We start from the raw sequence: 21,675 nt of genomic DNA, 5'->3' as shown, positions 1-21,675 counted from the left end.
GGAGGCACCCCCGTCCCGGCCGGGGAGGCGGGGAGAACTCCCCAACCCCCTCCCCGGGCCACCTCCCCCGCGTTGATCAGCGAAAACACCGATCCGGGGAGGCGGGGAGCCCACCTGCCCAGACCCCCGAAACACCCCTCTTCAGCACGCCCGGAAGGGTGTGTCTCTGCCTCCCCCGACATGCCTCGGAAGGGATTCCGCATGTACCCCGAACCCACCCGCCACGCCCCCGTGACGCGGGCCGTCGATGTCCACCAACCCGTCCCGCTCGCGCCCGCGCCGGTCGTCCACCCGGGCCCGGCCGTGGCCGTGCAGCCGCACGCGGCGCCGACGGTGGTGAGCATCGTCCTGCCCGACGGCCGCGTCATCACCGGCTACGCCGTGAGCCCCGTGCAGCCCGAACCCGTCCCGGCCAAACCGCCCGTCTCCCGCGCGGCCGTCAACGTCGCCCTCGGGGGCGTCGGGTTCCTCGCCGTGTGCGGCGGACTGCTGCTGCTGACCACGTTCATCGCCGCGCTCGCCGCGTTCATCCACCAGCTCGTCATCCTCGCCGCAGTCATCTTCGGCGGATGGATCGCCGTGCAGGTGTTCAGCACGAGCGGCCACCGGGGCGGGACCACGGTCAACATCCGCAAAGCCGTCATCAAGCGCAACCACTTCCACAGCTAGCTACGCCAAGGGCGGCCCCCTCGTCTCGCCAAAGTCGCGGGGCCGCCCTTGCTCAGCCAGCACCCGTTAAGGAACTGGAGACAACCAGCATGACCCAACCCACTGCCTTCCGGCGAGTGCCCGGCCGACGGCCGCGCCTGCTGGACCTGTTCTGCTGCCAGGGCGGCGCCGGCAAGGGCTACGACGACGCCGGGTTCGACGTGACCGGCGTCGACAAGAACCCCCAGCCCCGCTACCCCTTCCGGTTCATCCAGGCCGACGCCATCGCGTTCGTCCTGGAGCACGGCGCGCAGTTCGACTTCATCCACGCCTCCCCACCCTGCCAGCACGACACCGAATGCCAGCGCATCCAGAACAACGACCACCCTGACCTGATCGCCCCCACCCGCGCCGCACTGGAGACCACCGGGCGTCCGTGGGTGATGGAGAACGTGCGCGGGGCGGTGCCCAAGCTCCGCGCCCCGGTGATGCTGTGCGGGCAGATGTTCCACCTGGCCAACTACCGGCACCGGTTCTTCGAGACCGGCGGTGGCTTCACCCTCACCCAGCCGGACCACCCCGCCCACCTGGCGCCGCAGGCGAAGATGGGCCGCCCGGTCCCGCCCGGCCACTACGGGCAGTTCGTCGGCAACTTCTCCGGCGTCCCCCTCGCCCGCCGCGTGCTGGGGGTGCCTTGGATGAACCGCGACGGCATCCGCGAGTGCATCCCCCCGGCCTACGCACAGCACATCGGCCGCGCCGCCCTCGCCCAGCTCATCCCCGCGTGGGAGGTGGCGGCATGAGCACGCCCAGCCTCGTGGACACCGCCCTGAGCCTGGCCGCGTCCAGGGTGCCGGTGCTGCCGCTGCGGCGGGGCAAGATTCCGTTCGGCAACTGCCCCACCTGCGCCGGCAACGCGTGCGGCGGCCGGCCGAACATGAAGACCCCGGGCCCCTGCTCGTGCCCCGGCGTCTGCCACGCCTGGGCCGCCGCCACCACCGAGCGGTTCGTCATCACCTCGCCCCCGTGGTTGGCCGCGTGGGACCGGGCGGTGTGCGTCGGCTACCACCCCGGCGGCGCCGGACTGACCGTAGTCGACGTGGACGACGCCGACGCCATCGCCTGGGCCCGCACCGCCCTGCCCGCCACGCTCACCGTGCTGACGACGCGGGGAGAGCACTGGATCTACCGGGGCGCCATGATGTCCCGCAACGGGGTCCGGCCCGGCGTCGACATCAAGTCCCTTATGGCGTACGCGCGTTGGCTTGGAAACGGCACGGGCGTCATGGCCGCTCTCCCGGACGCTGTGCGCGCGCTGGCAGTAAAGGAACCGTCCACGGACCGCAGGGCGCCACACAGCCTTCCAGCGCCCCTGAGGGGCCATGGGGGCGACTGCCCGCACCGCACGCCGGCCTACCTGGAGCGTGGCATTGCCATGGCCGTGCAGCGCATCACCGACGCCCGCAGCGCCGTGCACGCCACGGTCTACCGGACGTTCCTCGCCGTGCTGTCCACGCACGGCCGGTGCGGCTGCCTCACCGACACCCATGTCGCCCGGCTGTTCACCGCCGCGCAGGCCAAGGGCGAGAGCCCGCGGCACTGCACCGACGCGTGGAACAACGCCCGCACCACGTTGGGACTGTGACCGTGTCCGACGACGAGAAGAACCCCGCACGCAAGGTCATCACCGAATACGCACAGTCCCACTTCCGGTACTTCCGCACCGTGGACGGGACCGTATACGCCCAGCGCACCGGCCACCCCGTGGCCCGCCCGATCCGCTCCCAGGGCACGACCGGCAGCCACCGGCAGGAACTCATGGTCGGCCTCTTCCGTGACGGGGTCGGCGTCTTCAACGGAACCGCCCTCAAGGAGGCACTGGACTTGATCGAGGCACTCGCCCTCACCGAGCAGGTACAGCCCACCCACATCCGCGTCGCCCCCGGATTCGACGGGGCCACCTGGCTCGACCTCGGCCGCGACGACGGCCGCTCCGTCCGCATCCACCCCACCGGCTGGGACATCCGCATCCCCGACCCCGAAGAGGTGTGCTGGCGGCGCACCCAGCTCACCGGGGAACTCCCGGTGCCCGCCAAGGACACCAACGGCAAGGGCATCGACCTGCTGATGCGGCTGTGCAACTTCGCCGACGCCCGCACCGAGGCCCTCGCCATCGCATGGCTCATCGGCTGCCTGGAGCCGTCCGTGCCCGTCCCCGCCCCCTTCCTCACCGGACCGCAGGGCGCGGGCAAGTCGACCGGTGGGCGGATGCTCGTGCGGATCATCGAGGGCATGACCGGCGACCTGCGCCGGGCGCCCAAGGACGAAGAGAACATGATCACGGCGGTTGCGGCCGGCTGGATCACCGCGCTGGACAACCTCTCCCACCTGCCCCCGGACCTGTCTGACCTCATGTGCTGCGTCATCACCGGGGCCGAGAGCATCAAGCGCGCGCTGTTCACCGACGGCGACGTGGTGCGCTCCCGCTACCGGCGGCCCATGCTGCTGACCGGCATCGACGTCGGCGTGATCCGCCCCGACCTCGCCGAACGGCTCCTCACCCTGCGCCTGGAGCGCCCCCGGGTGCGGCGCACCGAAGCGGAGCTGTGGGCGGAGTACGCCGAGATCCTGCCCGTCGTCCTCGGCTCCCTGCTCGACCTGACCGTGAAGGTCCGCGCGGTGCAGGCCGAGACCCCGACCGATCTGCGGATGGCCGACTTCGCGCACCTGTGCGCGCAGCTCGACGCGGCCACCGGATTCGGGACGCTGGAGGCGTACCGGGCCAGCCTGGACGACCTCAACGACGACGTGATCGAAGGCGACCTGCTGGCACAGACGGTCCTCAAGCGCGCCGAGGAACTGGCCCCGGGTGAGGACGTGCGGATGGCGTCGGCGGAGTGGCTGCACGCCCTCAGCACCCTCTACAGCGGCGAGGAATGCCGCCCCCTGCCCAAGGGCTGGCCCACCACCGGCAAGGTGCTGTCCGACCGGCTCAGGCGCATCCAGCCCACCCTTGCCGCGCGGGGCGTCCTGGTCGACTGGGGCCGCACCAGCGCCGCCCGCTACATCGAGATCACCCGCCAGGCCCCGCCCCCGCCGCCCGAGCAGCAGCCCGCGTTCTGACCGCCCCCGGGCGGGCGGACAAGCAAGAGGAGCACGCCTCGCCGGGCGGGGGTGCTCCTCTTGCTGTTCGGCGGCGCCAGCCGCCCTGCACAGGTCGCGCCGCGAAGCGGCTCGTTCTTCAAGCCCTGAGCGGACGTAAAAACCCACAGACACCACCCCTTTCCTTTTCCTAAGTAGGGAAGATCTGCGTCACTGCGTCACCACGGGCCCCATAGACGGCCGCTCACCTGCGGCGACAGCAGTGACGCAGACGGCAGGTCCTGCGTCATCCCGCGTCATCAACGTCACCCCGTGACGAGCGCCCGTGTCATCGGTGACACAGGGACCGCCCCGCTGCGTCACCAAAACCCGCAGGTCAGATGCCTGATTGACGCACGTGACGCGATGACGCAGAAATCCCCGCTTCGGACAGCACAGGTCACCCCGCCCCGAGGAGATCTCGCGTGAGCATCGCCGTGCCCCCGACCCCTCAAGCGCTCAAGGTCCCCGAGGTCATGACCGCCCTGCGCCTCAGCCGCAGCAAGGTCTACGACCTGATCCGTTCCAAGCAACTCCCGAGCTACACGTCTGGCCGCGCCCGCCGCATCCCGGTGGAGGCCGTCAACGAGTACATCCAGAACCGACTTGAGGAGAACGCAGCCTGATGGCAGCCCGGAAGAGAAACCCCAACGGCGCCGGCAGCATCTGGCAGCGCAAGGACGGCCGTTACGAAGCCCGTGTGTACGTCCCGCAGCCCGACGGCACCCGCAAGCGCAAGACGGTCTACGGCGCCACATGGGAGGAGTGCGACACCAAGCGCCAAGAGCTGGTGCGACGGGACCGTCAGGGCATCCCGACTCCTACCCGCTCCGCCAAGCTGTCCGAGTGGTTGCCGTACTGGCTCGCGCACTACGTCGAGCCGCGCCGGAAGCTCAGCACGTACGACAAGTACGAGACGCATGTGAGGCTCTACCTCGTGCCCCTGCTCGGAACCAAGCGGCTGGAGTCGTTGAGCGTCGCTGACGTGCGCCGGTTCATCACCCGCATGCAGAACGCCCATACGGCCGCCACCGCCAAAGAGGCACACCGCGTGCTCCGCACCGCGATCACGGCGGCTGTGCGCGAGGAACTGATCACCCGGAACGTCGCCTCACTCGTGGAGCCACCGCGAGTCAAGCAACGGGAGATCCGGCCGTGGTCCCTGGAAGAGACGCTGACCTTCCTGGAAGCCGCGCGACGAGACCCGTTGTACGCCGCGTTCGTGCTGGCCGTCGCCATGGGCCTGCGGCGCGGTGAGCTGGTGGGCCTGCGCTGGACGGACGTGGACCTGGACAACCGGGTGCTTCACGTCCGCCACCAGACCCAGCGACGCCGGGGCGAGCTGTACGACGACGACCCCAAGAGCCGTCGCAGCCGCGTAGTGCCGATGCCCGCACTGTGCCTCGCGCCGTTGCGCTGGCACCGGTTGCGGCAGCGCGAGGCGTTCAAGCGCACGGGCGTTGCCTGGTCGGAGAGTGGTTACGTCTTCGCCACCAGGAACGGGCGGCCGGTGGAGCCGCGGAACGTCTACCGATCGTTCACCAGGGTCGCGGCTGACGCCGGGCTGCGAGTGGTCCGGCTGCACGATGCCCGGCACGGCACCGCCACGCTGCTGACGGCGGCCGGCGTCGCCCCTCGGGTCATCATGGAGATCCTTGGCCACAGCCAAATCAGCATCACGATGGACGTCTACACGCACGTCGTGCAGGACACCCAGCGCGAGGCGATCAGTCACATGGACCGGCTGCTGAAGCGACGGCGGCCGGCCGCCTGAAAGACGACTGCCGTCAACGGGTGCCGTCAAAAGGCCCTGGACCGAGATCGGTCCGGGGCCTTTTGACTGGTGCCCCCGGCAGGATTCGAACCTGCGACACCCGCTTTAGGAGAGCGGTGCTCTATCCCCTGAGCTACGAAGGCGTGGGTGGGCGTCCTGGTGGGCGCTCGGTCCACAGGGTACCGGATCGGGGCCGGATGGGGTGGGGCTGGTTGATCAGGAGGGTGGGACGCGTCCTGTCCGGGCCCCTCTCAGGCCCGCGTTATCCGCACCCGGTAGTTCCCTTCCTCGTCCTTGCTCAGCACCTGCACCGTTATCCCGTGGCGCGGGTCCCTGAAGCTCTCGCCGGGGGTGAAGGGGGCGTCGGAGAGTTCCGCGTGGACATTGGGGTTGCGGGTGCAGCCGCCGCTGGAGCGGTGGCTGTCGTAGACGGTGACGGGGCCGCGGCCGGTGTCGACCGTGGCGTCGATCTTGTAGATCAGCAGGCCGGGACGGCACACCATCTCGTCGTTGCCGCCCTGTGCGCGTATCTCCAGCGCGTAGTCGCTGCGGGCGTCGACGGGCACGAGGATCAGCTTGCCGCCGCCCACTTTGTACAGCGGTGACAGGGTGTACTCGACGCTGCCCCGCGCCACCGCGCAGCCGACCTGGTTGTCGTCCAGCCAGCCCAGTTTCCACTTGTGCCAGCCGAGAAGGTCGTTGTCGGCGCCCCAGTCCTCGCTCATGATGTCCCAGTGCCCGACCGCGCCCCCGCCCTCCTGGGTGTACAGGTCGGGCAGTCCGAAGGTGTGGCCGTTCTCGTGCGGCAGCACCCGGAAGCCGGTGCGGGCGTAGGAGCCGGAGCCGTCGTCCTGTCGGGAGTAGACGAAGGACGCGTTGGCGACGCGGACGCCGTCGGCGACCGGGGCGTCGGCGTTCCCGGCGAAGGTCACGGACAGCACGGTGTCCAGGGCGGAGGGGCCGGCGTTGGGGGTGACGAGCACGTTCAGCAGGTCGTAGTCGCGGAAGTCGACCGTGGGATCGGCGGCGGCCACGATGTCCTGCACCAGACGCCGGTAGCCGGGGTCGAAGGGGGCGCCGCGCTCTATGCCGTACGCCCGGAAGGTCTTCGGCATCCGCAGCCAGCTGGTGACGGGGGTCTCGGGGCGGTAGTCGAGACGGCCGTACGACGCGGTGCGGAACCATTCCTGGGTCTGCGGGAAGAACTCGTGGAAGCGGTCCATGGCGCCGCCCTGGCCGGGTGCGTCGGGGAAGTCGACCATCAGGGTGAGGGCGTGGACCGTGCCGGTGGAGCGGGAGTAGCCGGTCGGGGTGGGCAGGCCTTCGGTCATCTGCACCCCCAGGCCGCCGTGGACCATGCACGGCAGCAGCGCGGAGGAGCGGCCCAGGGCGGCCGGCCCGGCGGTGGTGGGCGCCGTCAGATGTCCGGTCCCTGCCGAGGTGCTGACCGCGAGGGTCAGCACGGTCACCACGGCGAGGGCGGCCACACGGCGCGGGCGTATGCGGCGGCGGGGCGGCTGCGGCTGCATACATGGACCTTTCGCTCCACGGCAGCCGCGGGTTTCCGGCTGCACCCTTGCGATCACCCTGGAGCGGCGGGAGGCCGGGCGCGCGCTGGCGGAGCCGATCGTGGGAATGCCGGTCCGCAGAGGGGTGAAACCCGGGGGAGGGTGCGTGTGGCTCAGGTCACAGCATTTTCCGGGAAGGCGGGAAATAACCGGGGAGGCTCTCCCCGTTTAGCCCTGTGTCGGAGCGAAGCGGGGACCGGCTCCCCGGATCGGCCACCCGGCCCCGGCAGGCAACAACCGGTGCAACCACCGGTGACACAACGAACAGCGCCACAGCGACACAGCGGTACGAGAGCACCGGCTCGAACACCGACCCACGCATCAACTCAGGCCCCGCGCCTCAGATCTCAAGGAGTACACCGTGACGGCCACGACCGCCTCCACCGTGCGCAAGGTGTCCCGGCCCCGCGCCGACGCCCTGCGCAACCGGGAGCGGATCGTCACCGCCGCCCAGGAGATGTTCGTCGAGCACGGGCCGGATGTGCCGCTCGACGAGATCGCCCGCCGGGCCGGCGTCGGCAACGCCACGGTGTACCGGAACTTCCCCGACCGGGACGCCCTCGTCCGCGAGGTCGTCTGCACCGTGATGGACCGTACGGCCGAGGCGGCCGAGCGGGCCCTCGCGGAGACGGGGGACGCCTTCACCGCCCTGGAGCACTTCGTGCACACCGCCGCTGACGAGCGGATCAGTGCCCTGTGCCCCATGGTGGCGAGCACCTTCGACCAGCACCATCCCGACCTGGAGGCCTCCCGCAAGCGCATCGAGCAGCTCGTCGAGGAGGTCATGGGCCGGGCCGAGGCGGCCGGACAGCTCCGGTCCGACGTGGGGGTCGGCGATCTGCTGATCGTCGTGGCCCAGTTGAGCCGGCCCCCGGCCGGCACGGACTGCGTCCGTGGCGACCGCTTCGTCCACCGTCACCTGCAACTCTTCCTGGACGGCCTGCGGGCCCCCGCCCACTCCGCCCTGCCGGGCCAAGCCGTCAGCATCACCGAGCTGCGCAACTGCTGACGCGATCAACGATCAAGGATCAGCAATCAGCGATCAGCGATCACCGGGCGACGGTCGAAGCGATCGATGATCAGTGATCGGTGATCAGTGATTCGTGCTCAGTCCGACCGATCAGTTCGGCCCCCGACCACAGTCCACCCACCGCACCCCGCTGCACCGGAACGCACTCCACCGCACGCTCCCTTTTCTCGCTTCCGAGTTCACGGCTGCGTCCGCGCATCTCCGTTTTCTCGTCATTTTCCGTTTACAAGCCGTCTTTTCCGTCACGAAGTCCCGAAGTGGGTATCCCCATGTCAGAAACAGCCCTCAAGGCTCCCGGCCTCGCCGCCCCGCGCGGTGACGCCAACCGCTGGAAAGCGCTCGTCTTCATCGCGCTCGCCCAGCTGATGGTCGTCCTGGACGCCACCATCGTGAACATCGCCCTGCCCTCCGCCCAGCAGGACCTCGGCATATCCGACGGCAACAAGCAGTGGGTCGTCACGGCCTACGCCCTCGCCTTCGGCGGTCTGCTCCTCTTCGGTGGCCGCATCGCCGACCTGTGGGGCCGTAAGCGCGCCTTCGTGCTGGGGCTCGTCGGTTTCGCCGCCGCCTCCGCGCTCGGCGGTGCCGCCACCACCGGCGGGATGATGTTCGGCGCCCGCGCCCTCCAGGGTGCCTTCGGCGCGCTGCTCGCTCCGGCCGCGCTCTCCCTGCTGGCGGTGATGTTCACCGACGCCAAGGAGCGCGCCAAGGCGTTCGGCATCTACGGCGCCATTGCGGGCGGCGGCGGCGCCGTCGGCCTGATCCTGGGCGGTTTCCTCACCGAGTACCTGGACTGGCGCTGGACCTTCTTCGTGAACGTCCCGTTCGCCGTCGTCGCCGCGGCCGGTGCCTACTTCGTCATCCGGGAGCCGGAGGGCGGCCGTAACCGCTCCCCGCTCGACATCCCCGGCGTGATCCTCTCCACGCTCGGCCTGGTCGCCCTGGTGTACGGCTTCACCCGCGCCGCGTCCGACGGCTGGGGCGACAGCGTGACCGTCGCCATGTTCGTCGCGTCCGTGGTGCTGCTGGTGACGTTCGTGATCGTCGAGGCCCGGGTCAAGGCCCCGCTGCTGCCGCTGCGCGTGGTGACCGACCGCAACCGCGGCGGTATCTACCTCTCCCTCGGTCTCGCGATCATCGGCATGTTCGGCCTGTTCCTCTTCCTGACCTACTACCTCCAGATCGTGAAGGGCTACTCCCCGGTCAAGACCGGCTTCGCGTTCCTGCCGATGGTCGCCGGCATGATCACCGGTTCCACCCAGATCGGCACCCGGCTGATGACCCGCGTCCCGGCCCGCCTGCTGATGGGCCCGGGCTTCCTGGTCGCCGGTCTCGGCATGCTGCTGCTGACCCAGCTGGAGATCGGCTCCTCGTACGCCGGCCTGCTGCTGCCCGCGATCATGCTGCTCGGTCTCGGCATGGGTACGGCGTTCATGCCGGCGATGTCCCTGGCCACCCAGGGTGTCCAGGCCCGGGACGCCGGTGTGGCCTCCGCGATGGTCAACACCTCGCAGCAGGTCGGCGGCGCGATCGGCACCGCCCTGCTGAACACGATCGCCGCCTCGGCGACCACCTCGTACGTCCGGGACCACATCGCCGGTGCCGCGGCCAAGCCGCAGCAGGAGCTGGTGAAGCTCCAGGGCATGGTGCACGGCTACAGCACCGCGATCTGGTTCGCCGTCGGCATCCTGGGGCTCGCCTCCCTGATCGCCTTCACCTTCGTCAACGCGGGCCGTGCCGGTGGCACCGTCGTGGCCGCCGGTGAGGGCGCGGAGGACGAGCTACCGGTGCCGGTGATCGCCCACTGACGGCCCGCCGTCCGCACCCGCTTCGGTACGTGAGCTGTCCGCTCGGGTAAGTGAGCCGGCGGAGCCGGGGCGGGCGCGCGCCCGCGGCGTCGCGCTGACCCGTGCGGGGGTCAGCGGAGCCAGGGCAGGTCCGCACCCGTTCCGTCGGGCTGGAGGCCCTCGGCGACGATCTCCATGATCTCGCCGAGGGCCTTCTGCTGTTCGGGGGTCAGTCGTTCGAACAGCGCCTGCCGTACGGCGGTCACATGGCCCGGTGCGGTGCGCCGCAGCACCTCCTGGCCCTCGTCGGTGAGTACGGCGAACTGGCCGCGCTTGTCGGAGGGGCAGTCCTCACGCCGTACCCAGCCGTTCTTCTCCAGCCGGGCGATCGCGTGCGAGAGCCGGGAGCGGGTGATCTTGGCCTGCATGGCCAGCTCGGTCATCCGCAGCCGGCGGCGCGGTGCCTCGGCGAGGCCGACGAGGAGGCCGTAGTAGACGTGCGGCATGCCCGCGTCGCGCTGCAGCTGCCGGTCGAGGTGGTCCTCGAGCAGGGTGGTGGCGTGCAGGTACGCGCGCCAGACGCGCTGTTCCTCGTCGGTGAGCCAGCGGGGCGGTGCGGCGGTGTCCGGTGCCGTGTTCATGGGTCCACTGTACGAGTCGGCTGCTTGAAACTTGAACAAGTCGGGCGTAAAGTCGGTTCTGCGAGCTTGAGAGTTAAAGTATCTGGCTCGGGACCGCAGTCTCTGGACCACTGGGAGCCGCCGATATGTCCGCCATCACCCAGGAGCGCATGCCCGCCCTGTACCTCAGCCACGGCGCCCCGCCGCTCGCCGACGACCCCGTCTGGCCCGGCCAGCTCGCCGCCTGGGCCGCCGGCCTGCCCCGCCCCCGGGCCGTCCTCATGGTCTCCGCCCACTGGGAGGAGGCCCCGCTCGCCCTCGGCGCGGTCGAGACCGTCCCCCTGGTCTACGACTTCTGGGGCTTCCCGGAGCACTACTACCAGGTGCGGTACGCCGCCCCCGGCGCCCCCGCGCTCGCCGACTCCGTCCGCAAGCTGCTGCGCGCCCCCGGCATCCCCGTCCAGGACATCCCCGACCGCGGCCTCGACCACGGCGCCTACGTCCCCCTCGTCGAGATGTTCCCGGCCGCCGACATCCCCGTCCTCCAGATCTCCCTGCCCACCCTCGACCCGGTCCGCCTGATGGACATCGGCCGCAAACTCGCCCCGCTCCGCGACGAGGGCGTACTGATCGTCGGCTCCGGGTTCTTCACCCACAACCTCGCCGCCCTGCGGTACACCGGTCCGGGCGTGCCGAGCTGGTCCTCCGAGTTCGACGACTGGGGCAGGCGCGCCCTGGAGGCCCGCGACTGGGACGCCCTGCTCGACTTCCTCGACAAGGCCCCGGCCGGCCGCTACGCCCACCCGCGCACCGAACACTTCGCCCCGCTCTTCGTCACCATGGGCGCGGCGGAGGCGGGCGGCGAGCTGGACGCGCAGCAGTCGGTGATCGACGGCTTCTGGATGGGCATGGCGAAGCGGTCGGTGCAGTTCGGCTGAGTCCGGCCCCGCTACAGCCGCTTCTCGTACCAGGCCACGTCCCAGTAGCGGCCGAACTTGCGCCCGACCTCCTGGAAGGTGCCGACGCGCCGGAAACCGAAACGCTCGTGGAGCCGGACGGACGCCTCGTTGGGCTGGGCGATGCCCGCGTAGGCGCGGTGCACGTCCTCCCCGGCGAGGGCCTCGAACAGGGCGCCGTAGAGCAGCGTGCCGATCCCGCGCCGGCCGGACTCCGGGGCGACGTACACCGACGTCTCGACGGACGTCACGTACGCGGGCTTGGACCGGTGCGGGCCGGATGTGGCGTACCCCAGAATCCGCTGTGAGTCCGCGGCCGTGGCAACCAACAGCCGGTGCGGGCCGTCTTCCGGGTGGGAGAGCAGCCAGGGGCGGCGCTCCTCGGGGGTGAGGGCCACGGTGTCGAATGTGATCGCCGTCTCACGCACGTAAGAGTTGTAGATCGCCGTGAGGCTCTCCAGATCCCTCTCGATCCCCGGCCTGACCTGCACCTCAGCGGTCTCCGACGGCATCTCGCCCCCTCACGTGGTGGCACAGGGTACTGCATGATCAGAAAAATCGGGGGGCGGGTTGGGAATTCTGTCCGGATTCCAGTCGTTGTTTCCCACGGATGCAGGGCACTCGGAGAGAGTCCCGGAGACAGTCCTCGGAGTGCTGAGCGTTCACCAGAACCACCCGCCAGCCCACCACCGCAAGGGAGCACGCATGGCAACCCGTGCCGTCGCCCGTCGTAAGTCCGCCACTGGCGAGACGGCCGACTCGGCAAGCAGTGTTCGCGCTCATGGCGGCGAGATCGCAGACCGCGACCTGGTCGGCATGTACCTCGACGAGATCGCGCGCACGCCGCTGCTCGATGCCGCCAAGGAAGTCGATCTCTCCCAGACCATCGAGGCGGGTGTGTTCGCGAGCCAGGTCCTCGACGGCTCCGAGGAGACCAGGGCGGATGCCACCCGCGAGGAGCTTGAGGCACTGGTCGCCGAGGGAGAACGGGCCAAGGACGTCTTCATCCGCTCCAACCTCCGCCTGGTCGTCGCCGTCGCCCGGCGTTACCCGCGCAGCGGCCTGCCCCTGCTCGACCTGATCCAGGAGGGCAACGCGGGCCTGGTGCGCGCCGTCGAGAAGTTCGACTACCGCAAGGGCTTCAAGTTCTCGACGTACGCCACCTGGTGGATCCGCCAGGCGATCACCCGCTCCATAGCCGACCAGTCCCGCACGATCCGGCTCCCCGTCCACCTCGTGGAGGAGCTGGGCCGCATCCGCCGCGTCCAGCGCGAGTTCAACCGCGAGAACGGCCGCGACCCGGAGCCGGCCGAGATCGCCGCGGAGCTGGGCTCGACGCCCGAGCGCGTCATCGACGTCCTCGACTGGGCCCGCGACCCGGTGTCCCTCAACATGCCGGTGGACGACGAGGGCGAGACCCAGTTCGGCGACCTGCTGGAGGACACCTCGGCGGTCTCCCCCGAGCAGTCCGTCATGACCCTGCTGCGCAGCGAGGAACTCGACGACCTGATCGGCCGCCTGGACCAGCGCACGGCCTCCATCATCAAGATGCGGTACGGCATCGAGGACGGCCGTGAGCGCACCCTGACCGAGGTCGGCAAGGAGCACGGTCTGACCCGCGAACGCATCCGCCAGATCGAGAAGCACGCCCTCCTCGAACTGAAGAAGCTGGCCCGTGACACCGGGTTCGACGCGGCGGCGTAGCGGAGACGGCGGAGACACCGGGGGTCGTCGGCCCGGCGGACGCGGGGGTGTGGCGGCGCGCGGGCGTGGGGATGATCGTCGTGACCGCTGTCCGCCCGTGGCCGGTGTCCTTACCCGAACGGCGTGCGTCGGTGGGCAGCGTCCATCCGCGAACGCGGCGCTCCGTCCGTGACCGACGTCCGTCCGCGGACGCGGCGCGGCGGCACCGTCCGGCCGTGGCCGAAGGGGTCGTGCGTACCCGGCGTACGGCGCGGTGGGGTGCCGGCCGTACGCCGTCACGGCGAAAACGGCGTACCGGATGTACGGCTTCCGCGCGGCGCGCACGCCCGGTGGCGAAAGACGGCGCAAACATGGCGTGGTCCGATCGCTTCAACGGTGGAGCCCGAGGGAACAACCCATGCGGGCCCTTCAGCGGGCCTCAGGACCGCACTCCCCACCCCCACGGCACCACCTCCGGCTGACCCTGGCCGACCCCACGTGAACCACGTCCCGACGCAATCCCCCCCGGCGCCGGGACTTCCCCGCCGGGCTCCGGCGCCCTCCCCCCCCGGGCGTCCGGAGCCCGGCTTCTTCCTGTCCTCGCGGGGGAGTCCGGGGGCCCGTGGGTGGCCATCGGGCGGTCTGCCGGCTGGTCGTCAGGGCTGTGCCGGGTGCCCGGGCACTGGAACGGCGGTCCACCCCGTACCTGAACACCGGGGTGGACCGCCGGATGGCAGATTCTGTCACACAGGCATAAATTGCCGGGATGAGCACCACCCCTACCCCCGCCCACCAGCCGTTTTCCGCCTCCGCGCCGGTATCGCTCACCGAACGCCGCAAGGCCGAGACCCGGATGGAGATCGCCCGGGCGGCGGCGGCCCTCTTCGTCCAGCAGGGTTTGCGCGCGACCCGCGCGGAGGACATCGCCCAGGCCGCAGGCGTCGCACCGCGGACGTTCTACCGCTACTTCGCCACGAAGGAGGAGGCGGTGGCCCCGCTCTACGCGGCCGGCGCCCAGCGCTGGACCGAGGCGGTCCGCACGGCCCCGGCCGGCCTCGGCCTCCCGGACGCCCTGGAACACGCCGTCCGGCACACCCTCACGCCCGGCGTCGGCGTCTCGGCCGCGTCCTGGGAATGGGTCCGCACCCTCATCCGCCTGGCCGACACGAGCCCGGCCCTGCGCAAGGTCTGGGCCGAGGTCTGCCAGACATCGGAGCGGGCGCTGGCGGAGATCCTGACGTGGCGGGCACCGGCCGAGCCGGCGCCGGCCGAGCCGACGCCGGCTTCTCCGGGCGCGGGGGAGCGCGCCATGGGCCCGGTGGCGGTCACCGCGGATCTCCGGTTCGCCGCGGCCGTGGCCGGTTCCGCCGTCCGCGTGGCTGTGGAGTGCTGGGCGGCCACGGCGGCCCCGCCCGGTGGGCCCCAGGGCCCGGCGGCCCTCGCCCTGCGCCACCTGGCGGCCGCGCGGGACTTCGGCTGGGGCCGGGAGCGGCGGACGACGCGGTAGCGGCGCGAGGGCCGGCCGGTTCGGGCCGGCGGGAAGCGGCAGGGGGCGGCGCGGGGCGGGCCGGTGCCGGATTCAGGCGTGGCCGTGCGGGGCCGGGTCCGTGGCTCTGGTGAGGCGTTCGCCCAGTTCACGTACGCCGTCCACGAGGTCTGCCGGGCCCCGCACGGTGAACTCGCACCCGACCATGGCCAGCCGCACCGCCAGCCACTCGACGGGACCGCCGGTGGTGCCGCGCAGGACGCAGCCGCCCGTGCCGTCGTCCTCGATCGTCCCGGCCCACGCCGGTATCCGCGCGGAGACCTGCTCCGCCGGCGCGGCGAACCGCACGTCGAACGTGTACGTCTCCTGGTGCCGGTGGATGGACTGCCGCAGATACTCGGCGGCGCTCCCCGTCGGCAGTTCCCTCGGCGCGAACCGGACCCCGGTCGAGAACGGCCGGCTGACCCGGTCCACCCGGAACGTGCGCCAGTCCGCCCGGTCGAGGTCGTAGGCGACGAGGTACCAGCGCCGCCCGGTGGACACCAGCCGGTGCGGCTCGGTCAGCCGGTGGGACGCGCTGCCGTCCTTGTCGCGGTAGGCGAACCTCAGCCGTTCCCGCCCCGCCACGGTCGACGCCATCACGGTGAGTGTCTCCGGCGCGATGCTCGGCCCGTCTCCGCTGGTCAACAGCGTCGTCGCGGCCCCCAGTGTGGACACCCGGTGGCGCAGCCGGGCCGGCAGCACCTGTTCGAGCTTGGCCAGGGCCCGTACGGACGCCTCGTCCACCCCTGCCACGGCGTGGCCGGCGCCGGCCCGCAGTCCCACGGCGATCGCGACCGCCTCCTCGTCGTCCAGCACCAGCGGCGGCATGGCCTTGCCCGCCACCAGCCGGTACCCGCCGTCCGCGCCCTTCGTGGCCTGCACCGGATATCCCAGCTCGCGCAGCCGGTCGACATCCCGCCGCACGGTACGCCGGGACACGCGCAGCCGCTCGGCCAGCTCCCCGCCGGGCCACTCGCGGGGGGTCTGGAGGAGGGAGAGGAGCTGGAGCAGCCGTGCCGGGGTGTCGGTCGTCATGAGGACCAGGATGCCGTGGATATAGGACATGATCTGACCTAGTGGAGGTCTAACTTGCTCGCATGACCTCGATCGACCGCAACGCCGAGAAGATCCGCGGCACCGGCACCGGCACCGGCCCGCTCCCACCCACGCCTCCGGCGTCCGGTGACAGGACCCGCTGGCTGGCTCTGGCCATCGTCATGACCGCGGCCTTCATGGACCTGGTCGACGTGACGATCGTCAACATCGCCATCCCGTCCATCCAGCGCAGCGCCCACGCCTCGGTCAGCCAGATCCAGTGGATAACCGCCGGCTACGCCCTCGCGTTCGCCGCCGGCCTCATCACCGGCGGCCGGCTCGGTGACATCCACGGACGCAAGCGGCTGTTCCTGGTCGGCGTCGGCGGCTTCACCCTCGCCTCCGCCCTGTGCGGCTTCGCCGTGAACCCGGAGATGCTGGTCGCCTCCCGCATCCTCCAGGGCGGCATGGCGGCGCTGATGGTGCCGCAGGTGCTGTCGATCGTGCACGCCACCTTCCCGGCCCACGAACGCGGCAAGGTCTTCGGCCTGTTCGGCGCGATCGTCGGTCTCGGCGCGGTCTCCGGCCCGCTGCTGGGCGCGCTGCTGACGGAGTGGAACCTGTTCGGCCTGGAGTGGCGGCCCATCTTCCTCATCAACCTGCCGGTCGGCGTCGTCTCCTTCCTCCTCGGCCGCCGTTTCATCACGGAGTCGCGGGCGCCGAAGGCCCTGAAACTGGACCTGGTCGGCGTCGCCCTGGTCACGCTGGGCCTGCTGATGCTGCTGTACCCGCTCACCCGCGGGCGCGAGCTGGGCTGGCCGCTGTGGGGGTACGTGTGCATGGCCGGCGCCCTCGTCGTCTTCGCCGGGCTGGTGGCCTACGAGCGGCGCAAGGGAGCCCGGGACGGTTCCCCGCTGATCGAGCTGTCGCTGTTCCGCGTGAAGAGCTTCGCCGCCGGCATCGCCGTACAGACCGTCTTCGGCGTCGCGCTCGGCATCTTCTTCCTGGTCTGGACGCTCTACATGCAGATCGGCCTGGGCTGGAGCCCGCTGCGGGCCGGCCTGACCGGGGTGCCGTTCTCGATCGCCGTGTCGATGGCGGCCGGACTGTCGGTGCAGCAGCTCGTCCCGAGGTTCGGCCGCAAGGTGCTCCAGGCGGGCGCGCTGCTGATGGGCGCGGGCGTGCTGCTGTACCTGTGGGAGGCCCACCACTACGGCCTCGCCATCGCCTCCTGGCAGATGGCCCTGCCGCTGGTCGTGATGGGCGCGGGCATGGGGCTGATCGTCGCCCCGCTGACCGACGCGGTGCTCTCGGAGGTGCCGCGTGAGCACGCCGGTTCCGCCTCCGGGCTGATCAACACCGTGCAGCAGATGGGCAACGCGCTCGGACTGGGTCTGGTGTCGGTCGTGTTCTTCGGGGAGATCGGCGACCGGCTGACCCCGGACCGCGTCGGCCCGGCCTTCGTGCACGCCTTCCAGCACGCCCTGTGGTGGGTCGCCGGGATCATGGCCGTGATCTTCCTGCTGATGTCCGCCCTCCCCAAGCGCCCGGCGCAGCACCTGGAGGGCGCGGAGCCGGCGGCCGCCGAGGACGGCGCGGGGCAGGACGCGCCGGTGGCCGGGGCGGAGCCCGAGCTGGTGCCGTGACCCCGTAGGCCGCGGCGCCCCCATGGGGGAGGGGTGAGACACACGCGGCACACGCCCGTACGACGACAGGCCCGGCGCCGGAAAGGCGCCGGGCCTTGCGCTGCCCGTGGACGTCTCTCGCCGCCGCCCCCGCTCATGCCCATTCATGTCCACTCGTGCCCACCTTGCGCCCGTATCTGTTTACTTCCTCGAAATCCCGGCGTAGTCTCGGCTGAGAACCACACATTCGGGCATGGCATCGGAAGTGGCCGGACATCGAGGCGGAGGCAGACGGACATGTACGCACCGGAGCGGCAGCAGGAGATCCTCCGGCTCGCCCGTGACGGCGGCCGGGTCGACGTGCTGTCGCTGGCCGAGGAGTTCCAGGTCACCGCGGAAACGATCCGCCGCGACCTGAAGGCCCTCGACCGCGCCGGCCTCGTCCGCCGGGTGCACGGCGGCGCCATCCCGGCCGGCCGGCTCGACTTCGAACCGGACCTCGCCGAGCGCGAGACCACCGCCGCCGACGAGAAGGACCGCATCGCCAAGGCCGCCCTCGCCGAACTGCCGGCCGAGGGCACGATGATCCTGGACGCGGGGACGACGGTCGCCCGCCTGGCCGCGGCCCTCCCGCTGGAGGCCGACCTCACCGTCGTCACCCACTCCCTGCCCATCGCGGCCCGCCTCGCGGACCACCCCGGCCTCCAGCTCCACCTCATCGGGGGGCGCGTACGGCACCGCACACGCGCCGCCGTGGACGCCTGGGCGCTCCGCGCGTACGGCGAGATCCGCGCCGACGTCCTGTTCCTCGCCGCCAACGGCTTCTCCGCCGAGCACGGCCTGACCACCCCCGACCTCGCCGAGGCCGCGGTCAAGCGCGCGGCGATCGCCGCCGCCCGGCGCGTGGTGCTGCTGGCCGACTCCGCCAAGCACGGCCAGGAGCACTTCGCCCGCTTCGGGGGCCTGAGCGATGTGGACCTGCTGATCACCGACAGCGGGCTGAGCCCGGAAGACACCGCCGTCATCGAGCGCGGCGGCACGGAGGTAGTGCGCGCATGATCCTCACCGTCACCCCCAACCCGTCCCTCGACCGCACGTACGAGGTGCCCGCCCTGGAGCGCGGTGAGGTCATCCGCGCCACCGGTGAACGCATGGACCCCGGCGGCAAGGGCGTGAACGTCTCGCGCGCCGTCACCGCCGCCGGCCGGCGCACCGTCGCGGTCCTGCCCCTGGGGGGCGCGCCGGGCGCGCTCGTCGCCGAGCTGCTCGACGCGCAGGGCATCGAGGTCGCACCGGTCCCCGTCGCCGGCGCCACCCGCTCCAACATCGCGCTCGCCGAGGACAACGGCGTACTCACGAAGATCAACGCGCCGGGCCCGGACCTGTCGGCGGCGGAACAGGAACTGCTCCTGGAGACGGTCCGCGTCCAGTCGCGCGACGCCGACTGGATCGCGTGCTGCGGCAGCCTGCCCCGGGGGCTCACCCCCTCCTGGTACGCCGACGTCGTCACGCGGGCGCACGCCGGCGGCGCGCGCATCGCCCTGGACACCTCCGGGCCCGCGCTCCTGGAGGCGCTGCGCGCGCGGCCCGACGTGGTCAAGCCCAACGCCGAGGAGCTCGCGGAAGCGGTCGCCCGCCCCCTGGCGACCGTGGGCGACGCCCTCAAGGCGGCCGAGGAGGTGCGCGCGATGGGCGCGGGCGCCGTGCTCGCGAGCCTGGGCGCCGACGGCCAGCTGCTGGTGTCCGACGCCGGCTCGTGGTTCGGCAGCGCGCGCGTGTCCGCCGTCCGCAGCAACGTCGGCGCCGGTGACGCCTCCCTCGCCGGCTTCCTCATCGCCGGCGGCACCGGACCCGGCGCCCTCGCCTCCGCCGTCGCCCACGGCGCCGCCGCCGTCCAGCTCCCCGGCAGCGTGATGCCGGGCCCCGCCGACCTGGACCCCACAGCGGTGACGGTCACGGCCGACATCCCCCTCGACCGCGAACTGACGGAGCCGGCGCCATGACCCTTCTCCCCGCACCCACCCCGCCCCGCTCCCCCCACATCACCCCCGTCCCCACCACCGCCCACCCGTCCCCCCGGGCGGTACGCGTGCAGAGGAGCCCGCGATGAGCGACATGATCACCGCGGACCTGGTCGACCTCGACCTGTCCGCCGACACCAAGGAAGCGGCGGCCCGTGCCCTCGCCGAGCGCATGGCGGCCCAGGGCCGGGTGACCGACCTGGAGGGCTTCCTCGCCGACGTCGCCGCCCGCGAGGCCCAGATGCCGACCGGCCTCGACGGCGGCATCGGCATCCCGCACTGCCGCAGCACCCACGTCACCGAGCCGTCCCTCGCCTTCGGCCGCAGCGCCGCCGGTGTCGACTTCGGTGCCGCGGACGGCCCGGCCGACCTGATCTTCCTGATCGCGGCACCCGCCGGGGCCGACGACGCCCACCTGACGATCCTGTCCTCCCTCGCCCGGCAGCTGATGAACGCCGAGTTCACCACCGCGCTGCGGACGGCGGGCGCCCCGGAGACGGCCGCGGCGCTGATCCGCGGGGACGAGGTGCCGTCGGAGGAGACGGGCGCCGCACAGGACGCCGAGGGCACCGGCCCGAGCACCGGTGACGGCGGTGCCCAGGGCGCCGCCCAGCGCACCGCGGGCGCCTCCACAGACACCGCTGCGGCGCCGGCGGCGGCCTCCGCCGGCGCCGCAGCGGCCACCAGCACGGTACCCACCCCGCCCACACCCCCCGACAGCGGCGCCGACGAGCGTCCCTTCCGTATCGTCGCCGTCACCTCCTGCCCCACCGGTATCGCCCACACCTACATGGCGGCCGAGTCCCTGGAGAACGCGGGCCGTGCGGCGGGTGTGGAGCTGGTCGTCGAGACGCAGGGCTCGGCCGGCTTCACCCGGCTGGATCCGGCGGTGATCGCGGCGGCCGACGGCGTGATCTTCGCGCACGACGTCCCCGTACGCGACAAGGACCGCTTCGCGGGCAAGCCGACCGTCGACGTGGGCGTGAAGGCGGGCATCAACCGTCCCGCCGAACTCATCGCGGAGGCCCGCGAGAAGGCGGTGCGCGGCGAGGCGAGCGCCCCGGCGCACGCGTCGGCCGGTACGCCGGTCGAGCGCGCGGGCGACTCCACCGAGGGGTACGGCAGCAAGCTCCGCACGTGGCTGATGTCCGGCGTCAGCTACATGGTCCCGTTCGTCGCCGCGGGCGGTCTCCTCATCGCTCTGGGCTTCGCCATCGGCGGCTACGGCATCAAGAACGCGCCCTCGGTCATGAACCACTTCGTGTGGAGCCAGGCGGACAGCTGGGGTGCGCTGCTGTTCCAGATCGGCGGCGTGGCCTTCGGCTTCCTGGTCCCGGTCCTGGCCGGCTACATCGCCTACGGCATGGCGGACCGCCCCGGCCTGGTCCCCGGCTTCGTCGGCGGCATGATCGCCTCGACCATCAACGCCGGTTTCCTGGGCGGTCTGGCGGCCGGTCTCCTCGCCGGTGGCGTGGTGCTGGCGATCCAGAGGTACGACGTACCGGCGGCGCTGCGCGGCATCATGCCGGTGGTGGTGATCCCGCTGATCTCCACGGCGATCGTCGGCTTCCTGATGTTCGTCGTGATCGGCAAGCCCATCGCGACGGCCCAGAAGGCTCTCACCGGCTGGCTGGGCGGCCTCACCGGCACCAACGCCGTCCTGCTCGGCGCGCTGCTCGGCCTGATGATGTGCTTCGACCTGGGCGGGCCGGTCAACAAGGTCGCCTACACCTTCGCCACCGCCGGTATCGCCGTCGCCGACCCCAGCGCCTCCGCCATGCAGATCATGGCCGCGGTGATGGCGGCCGGCATGGTCCCGCCGCTGGCGATGGCCCTGGCCACCACCGTGCGCGGCAAGCTGTTCACCCGGACCGAGCGCGAGAACGGCAAGGCCGCCTGGGTCCTGGGCGCGTCGTTCATCACCGAGGGCGCGATCCCCTTCGCGGCGGCCGACCCGCTGCGGGTCATCCCGTCCGCCATGGTGGGCGGCGCGCTCACCGGTGCCCTGTCGATGGCCTTCGGTGCGACTCTGCGCGCCCCGCACGGCGGGATCTTCGTGGTCCCGCTGATCGGCAACCCGTTCCTGTACCTGGTGGCCGTCGCGGCCGGCGTCTGCGCCTCCACCGCCCTGGTCGTCGTCCTCAAGGGCATGCGCAAGCAGGCCCCCGAGCCCCCGGCCACCGACCCCGCCGCCGACCCGGCCACCGCACCGGAGGGGAGCAGGCAGCCGATAGCCGCCTGACCGCCGCACCACCGCGC

Annotated in this window: 19 protein-coding genes and 1 tRNA gene; 15 read left to right on the top strand and 5 right to left on the bottom strand. The window is 71.8% G+C overall.

The window, feature by feature from the left end; all coding sequences use genetic code 11:
* Nucleotides 1-201 precede the first annotated feature (201 nt).
* From AB0F03_RS06250 to AB0F03_RS06225, 6 genes are all read left to right on the top strand, one after another.
* The gene (locus tag AB0F03_RS06250) at nucleotides 202-669 is read left to right on the top strand and encodes a hypothetical protein (RefSeq protein ID WP_361987047.1); all 468 of its coding nucleotides are present in this window, start codon (nucleotides 202-204) and stop codon (nucleotides 667-669) included.
* Nucleotides 670-758: 89 nt separating this feature from the next.
* The gene (locus AB0F03_RS06245; protein ID WP_361987045.1) at nucleotides 759-1,451 is read left to right on the top strand and encodes an SAM-dependent methyltransferase; all 693 of its coding nucleotides are present in this window, start codon (nucleotides 759-761) and stop codon (nucleotides 1,449-1,451) included.
* Entirely contained in the window at nucleotides 1,448-2,293 is an 846-nt protein-coding gene (locus AB0F03_RS06240; RefSeq protein ID WP_361987044.1) for a bifunctional DNA primase/polymerase, read from the top strand. Before AB0F03_RS06245 ends, AB0F03_RS06240 begins: the two co-directional genes overlap by 4 nt.
* Nucleotides 2,294-2,295: 2 nt before the next feature.
* Nucleotides 2,296-3,771: an ATP-binding protein gene (locus AB0F03_RS06235; RefSeq protein WP_361987497.1), complete on the top strand. Its 1,476-nt coding sequence runs from the start codon at nucleotides 2,296-2,298 to the stop codon at nucleotides 3,769-3,771.
* 443 nt (nucleotides 3,772-4,214) lie between these two features.
* Nucleotides 4,215-4,415 carry a helix-turn-helix domain-containing protein gene (locus AB0F03_RS06230; protein ID WP_361987042.1) on the top strand — a complete coding sequence of 67 codons (201 nt, stop codon included), beginning with the start codon at nucleotides 4,215-4,217 and terminating at the stop codon, nucleotides 4,413-4,415.
* Nucleotides 4,412-5,563, top strand: a complete 1,152-nt coding sequence (locus AB0F03_RS06225; RefSeq protein WP_361987495.1) for a site-specific integrase — start codon at nucleotides 4,412-4,414, stop codon at nucleotides 5,561-5,563. The genes AB0F03_RS06230 and AB0F03_RS06225 overlap by 4 nt, the downstream gene beginning before the upstream one ends.
* 67 nt (nucleotides 5,564-5,630) lie before the next feature.
* Here the strand turns inward: AB0F03_RS06225 and AB0F03_RS06220 are convergent.
* Together AB0F03_RS06220 and AB0F03_RS06215 are read right to left on the bottom strand one after the other, a co-directional pair.
* A tRNA-Arg gene (locus AB0F03_RS06220) sits at nucleotides 5,631-5,706 on the bottom strand.
* A gap of 108 nt (nucleotides 5,707-5,814) precedes the next feature.
* Nucleotides 5,815-7,092, bottom strand: coding sequence for a M6 family metalloprotease domain-containing protein (locus AB0F03_RS06215; protein ID WP_361987040.1), 1,278 nt, complete (start codon nucleotides 7,090-7,092; stop codon nucleotides 5,815-5,817).
* 400 nt (nucleotides 7,093-7,492) lie between these two features.
* Between AB0F03_RS06215 and AB0F03_RS06210 the strand changes: the two genes are divergently transcribed.
* Nucleotides 7,493-8,140, top strand: a complete 648-nt coding sequence (locus tag AB0F03_RS06210) for a TetR/AcrR family transcriptional regulator (protein ID WP_361987038.1) — start codon at nucleotides 7,493-7,495, stop codon at nucleotides 8,138-8,140.
* Between the two features lie 290 nt (nucleotides 8,141-8,430).
* Nucleotides 8,431-9,969: an MFS transporter gene (locus AB0F03_RS06205; protein WP_361987036.1), complete on the top strand. Its 1,539-nt coding sequence runs from the start codon at nucleotides 8,431-8,433 to the stop codon at nucleotides 9,967-9,969.
* Nucleotides 9,970-10,079: 110 nt separating this feature from the next.
* On the opposite strand, the gene AB0F03_RS06200 is transcribed toward AB0F03_RS06205, so the two are convergent.
* Nucleotides 10,080-10,589 carry a MarR family transcriptional regulator gene (locus AB0F03_RS06200; RefSeq protein WP_361987035.1) on the bottom strand — a complete coding sequence of 170 codons (510 nt, stop codon included), beginning with the start codon at nucleotides 10,587-10,589 and terminating at the stop codon, nucleotides 10,080-10,082.
* 125 nt (nucleotides 10,590-10,714) lie between these two features.
* Here AB0F03_RS06200 and AB0F03_RS06195 point away from each other — a divergent pair, with 125 nt between their 5' ends.
* Nucleotides 10,715-11,506 (top strand): class III extradiol ring-cleavage dioxygenase, encoded by a 792-nt coding sequence (locus tag AB0F03_RS06195; protein ID WP_361987033.1) that lies wholly within the window; start codon nucleotides 10,715-10,717, stop codon nucleotides 11,504-11,506.
* Between the two features lie 11 nt (nucleotides 11,507-11,517).
* On the opposite strand, the gene AB0F03_RS06190 is transcribed toward AB0F03_RS06195, so the two are convergent.
* On the bottom strand, nucleotides 11,518-12,036 hold the full coding sequence (locus AB0F03_RS06190; protein WP_361987031.1) for an N-acetyltransferase family protein: 519 nt from the start codon (nucleotides 12,034-12,036) through the stop codon (nucleotides 11,518-11,520).
* A gap of 193 nt (nucleotides 12,037-12,229) precedes the next feature.
* Here AB0F03_RS06190 and AB0F03_RS06185 point away from each other — a divergent pair, with 193 nt between their 5' ends.
* On the top strand, nucleotides 12,230-13,228 hold the full coding sequence (locus tag AB0F03_RS06185; RefSeq protein ID WP_361987029.1) for a sigma-70 family RNA polymerase sigma factor: 999 nt from the start codon (nucleotides 12,230-12,232) through the stop codon (nucleotides 13,226-13,228).
* Nucleotides 13,229-14,060: 832 nt separating this feature from the next.
* Nucleotides 14,061-14,714 (top strand): TetR family transcriptional regulator, encoded by a 654-nt coding sequence (locus AB0F03_RS06180; protein WP_361987494.1) that lies wholly within the window; start codon nucleotides 14,061-14,063, stop codon nucleotides 14,712-14,714.
* 72 nt (nucleotides 14,715-14,786) lie between these two features.
* On the opposite strand, the gene AB0F03_RS06175 is transcribed toward AB0F03_RS06180, so the two are convergent.
* Complete coding sequence (locus AB0F03_RS06175; protein ID WP_361987492.1) at nucleotides 14,787-15,770, bottom strand: WYL domain-containing protein; 984 nt, start codon at nucleotides 15,768-15,770, stop codon at nucleotides 14,787-14,789.
* Nucleotides 15,771-15,952: 182 nt separating this feature from the next.
* On the opposite strand from AB0F03_RS06175, the gene AB0F03_RS06170 reads away from it, so the two are divergent.
* The 4 genes from AB0F03_RS06170 to AB0F03_RS06155 all read left to right on the top strand — a co-directional run bounded on the left by AB0F03_RS06170 (nucleotide 15,953) and on the right by AB0F03_RS06155 (nucleotide 21,658).
* On the top strand, nucleotides 15,953-17,416 hold the full coding sequence (locus AB0F03_RS06170; RefSeq protein WP_361987490.1) for an MFS transporter: 1,464 nt from the start codon (nucleotides 15,953-15,955) through the stop codon (nucleotides 17,414-17,416).
* Nucleotides 17,417-17,692: 276 nt separating this feature from the next.
* Nucleotides 17,693-18,454: a DeoR/GlpR family DNA-binding transcription regulator gene (locus AB0F03_RS06165; RefSeq protein WP_361987027.1), complete on the top strand. Its 762-nt coding sequence runs from the start codon at nucleotides 17,693-17,695 to the stop codon at nucleotides 18,452-18,454.
* Nucleotides 18,451-19,398, top strand: a complete 948-nt coding sequence (pfkB, locus tag AB0F03_RS06160) for a 1-phosphofructokinase (RefSeq protein WP_361987025.1) — start codon at nucleotides 18,451-18,453, stop codon at nucleotides 19,396-19,398. Before AB0F03_RS06165 ends, pfkB begins: the two co-directional genes overlap by 4 nt.
* A gap of 103 nt (nucleotides 19,399-19,501) precedes the next feature.
* Nucleotides 19,502-21,658: a fructose-specific PTS transporter subunit EIIC gene (locus AB0F03_RS06155; RefSeq protein WP_361987024.1), complete on the top strand. Its 2,157-nt coding sequence runs from the start codon at nucleotides 19,502-19,504 to the stop codon at nucleotides 21,656-21,658.
* Nucleotides 21,659-21,675: the final 17 nt, after the last annotated feature.

The organism is Streptomyces sp. NPDC028722, assembly GCF_040637655.1.
Classification (GTDB): domain Bacteria; phylum Actinomycetota; class Actinomycetes; order Streptomycetales; family Streptomycetaceae; genus Streptomyces.
The sequence above is the reverse complement of the archived record's forward strand: the minus strand, read 5'-3'. Positions and strand labels throughout refer to the sequence as shown.

Excerpts from the sequence above, each read along its gene's own strand:
- AB0F03_RS06250 (WP_361987047.1), top strand. The coding sequence starts at position 202 with ATGTACCCCGAACCCACCCGCCACGCCCCCGTGACGCGGGCCGTCGAT.
- AB0F03_RS06245 (WP_361987045.1), top strand. The coding sequence starts at position 759 with ATGACCCAACCCACTGCCTTCCGGCGAGTGCCCGGCCGACGGCCGCGC.
- AB0F03_RS06240 (WP_361987044.1), top strand. The coding sequence starts at position 1,448 with ATGAGCACGCCCAGCCTCGTGGACACCGCCCTGAGCCTGGCCGCGTCC.
- AB0F03_RS06215 (WP_361987040.1), bottom strand. The coding sequence starts at position 7,092 with ATGCAGCCGCAGCCGCCCCGCCGCCGCATACGCCCGCGCCGTGTGGCC.
- AB0F03_RS06205 (WP_361987036.1), top strand. The coding sequence starts at position 8,431 with ATGTCAGAAACAGCCCTCAAGGCTCCCGGCCTCGCCGCCCCGCGCGGT.
- AB0F03_RS06200 (WP_361987035.1), bottom strand. The coding sequence starts at position 10,589 with ATGAACACGGCACCGGACACCGCCGCACCGCCCCGCTGGCTCACCGAC.
- AB0F03_RS06195 (WP_361987033.1), top strand. The coding sequence starts at position 10,715 with ATGTCCGCCATCACCCAGGAGCGCATGCCCGCCCTGTACCTCAGCCAC.
- AB0F03_RS06190 (WP_361987031.1), bottom strand. The coding sequence starts at position 12,036 with ATGCCGTCGGAGACCGCTGAGGTGCAGGTCAGGCCGGGGATCGAGAGG.
- AB0F03_RS06185 (WP_361987029.1), top strand. The coding sequence starts at position 12,230 with ATGGCAACCCGTGCCGTCGCCCGTCGTAAGTCCGCCACTGGCGAGACG.
- AB0F03_RS06180 (WP_361987494.1), top strand. The coding sequence starts at position 14,061 with ATGGAGATCGCCCGGGCGGCGGCGGCCCTCTTCGTCCAGCAGGGTTTG.
- AB0F03_RS06175 (WP_361987492.1), bottom strand. The coding sequence starts at position 15,770 with ATGACGACCGACACCCCGGCACGGCTGCTCCAGCTCCTCTCCCTCCTC.
- AB0F03_RS06170 (WP_361987490.1), top strand. The coding sequence starts at position 15,953 with ATGACCGCGGCCTTCATGGACCTGGTCGACGTGACGATCGTCAACATC.
- AB0F03_RS06165 (WP_361987027.1), top strand. The coding sequence starts at position 17,693 with ATGTACGCACCGGAGCGGCAGCAGGAGATCCTCCGGCTCGCCCGTGAC.
- pfkB (WP_361987025.1), top strand. The coding sequence starts at position 18,451 with ATGATCCTCACCGTCACCCCCAACCCGTCCCTCGACCGCACGTACGAG.
- AB0F03_RS06155 (WP_361987024.1), top strand. The coding sequence starts at position 19,502 with ATGAGCGACATGATCACCGCGGACCTGGTCGACCTCGACCTGTCCGCC.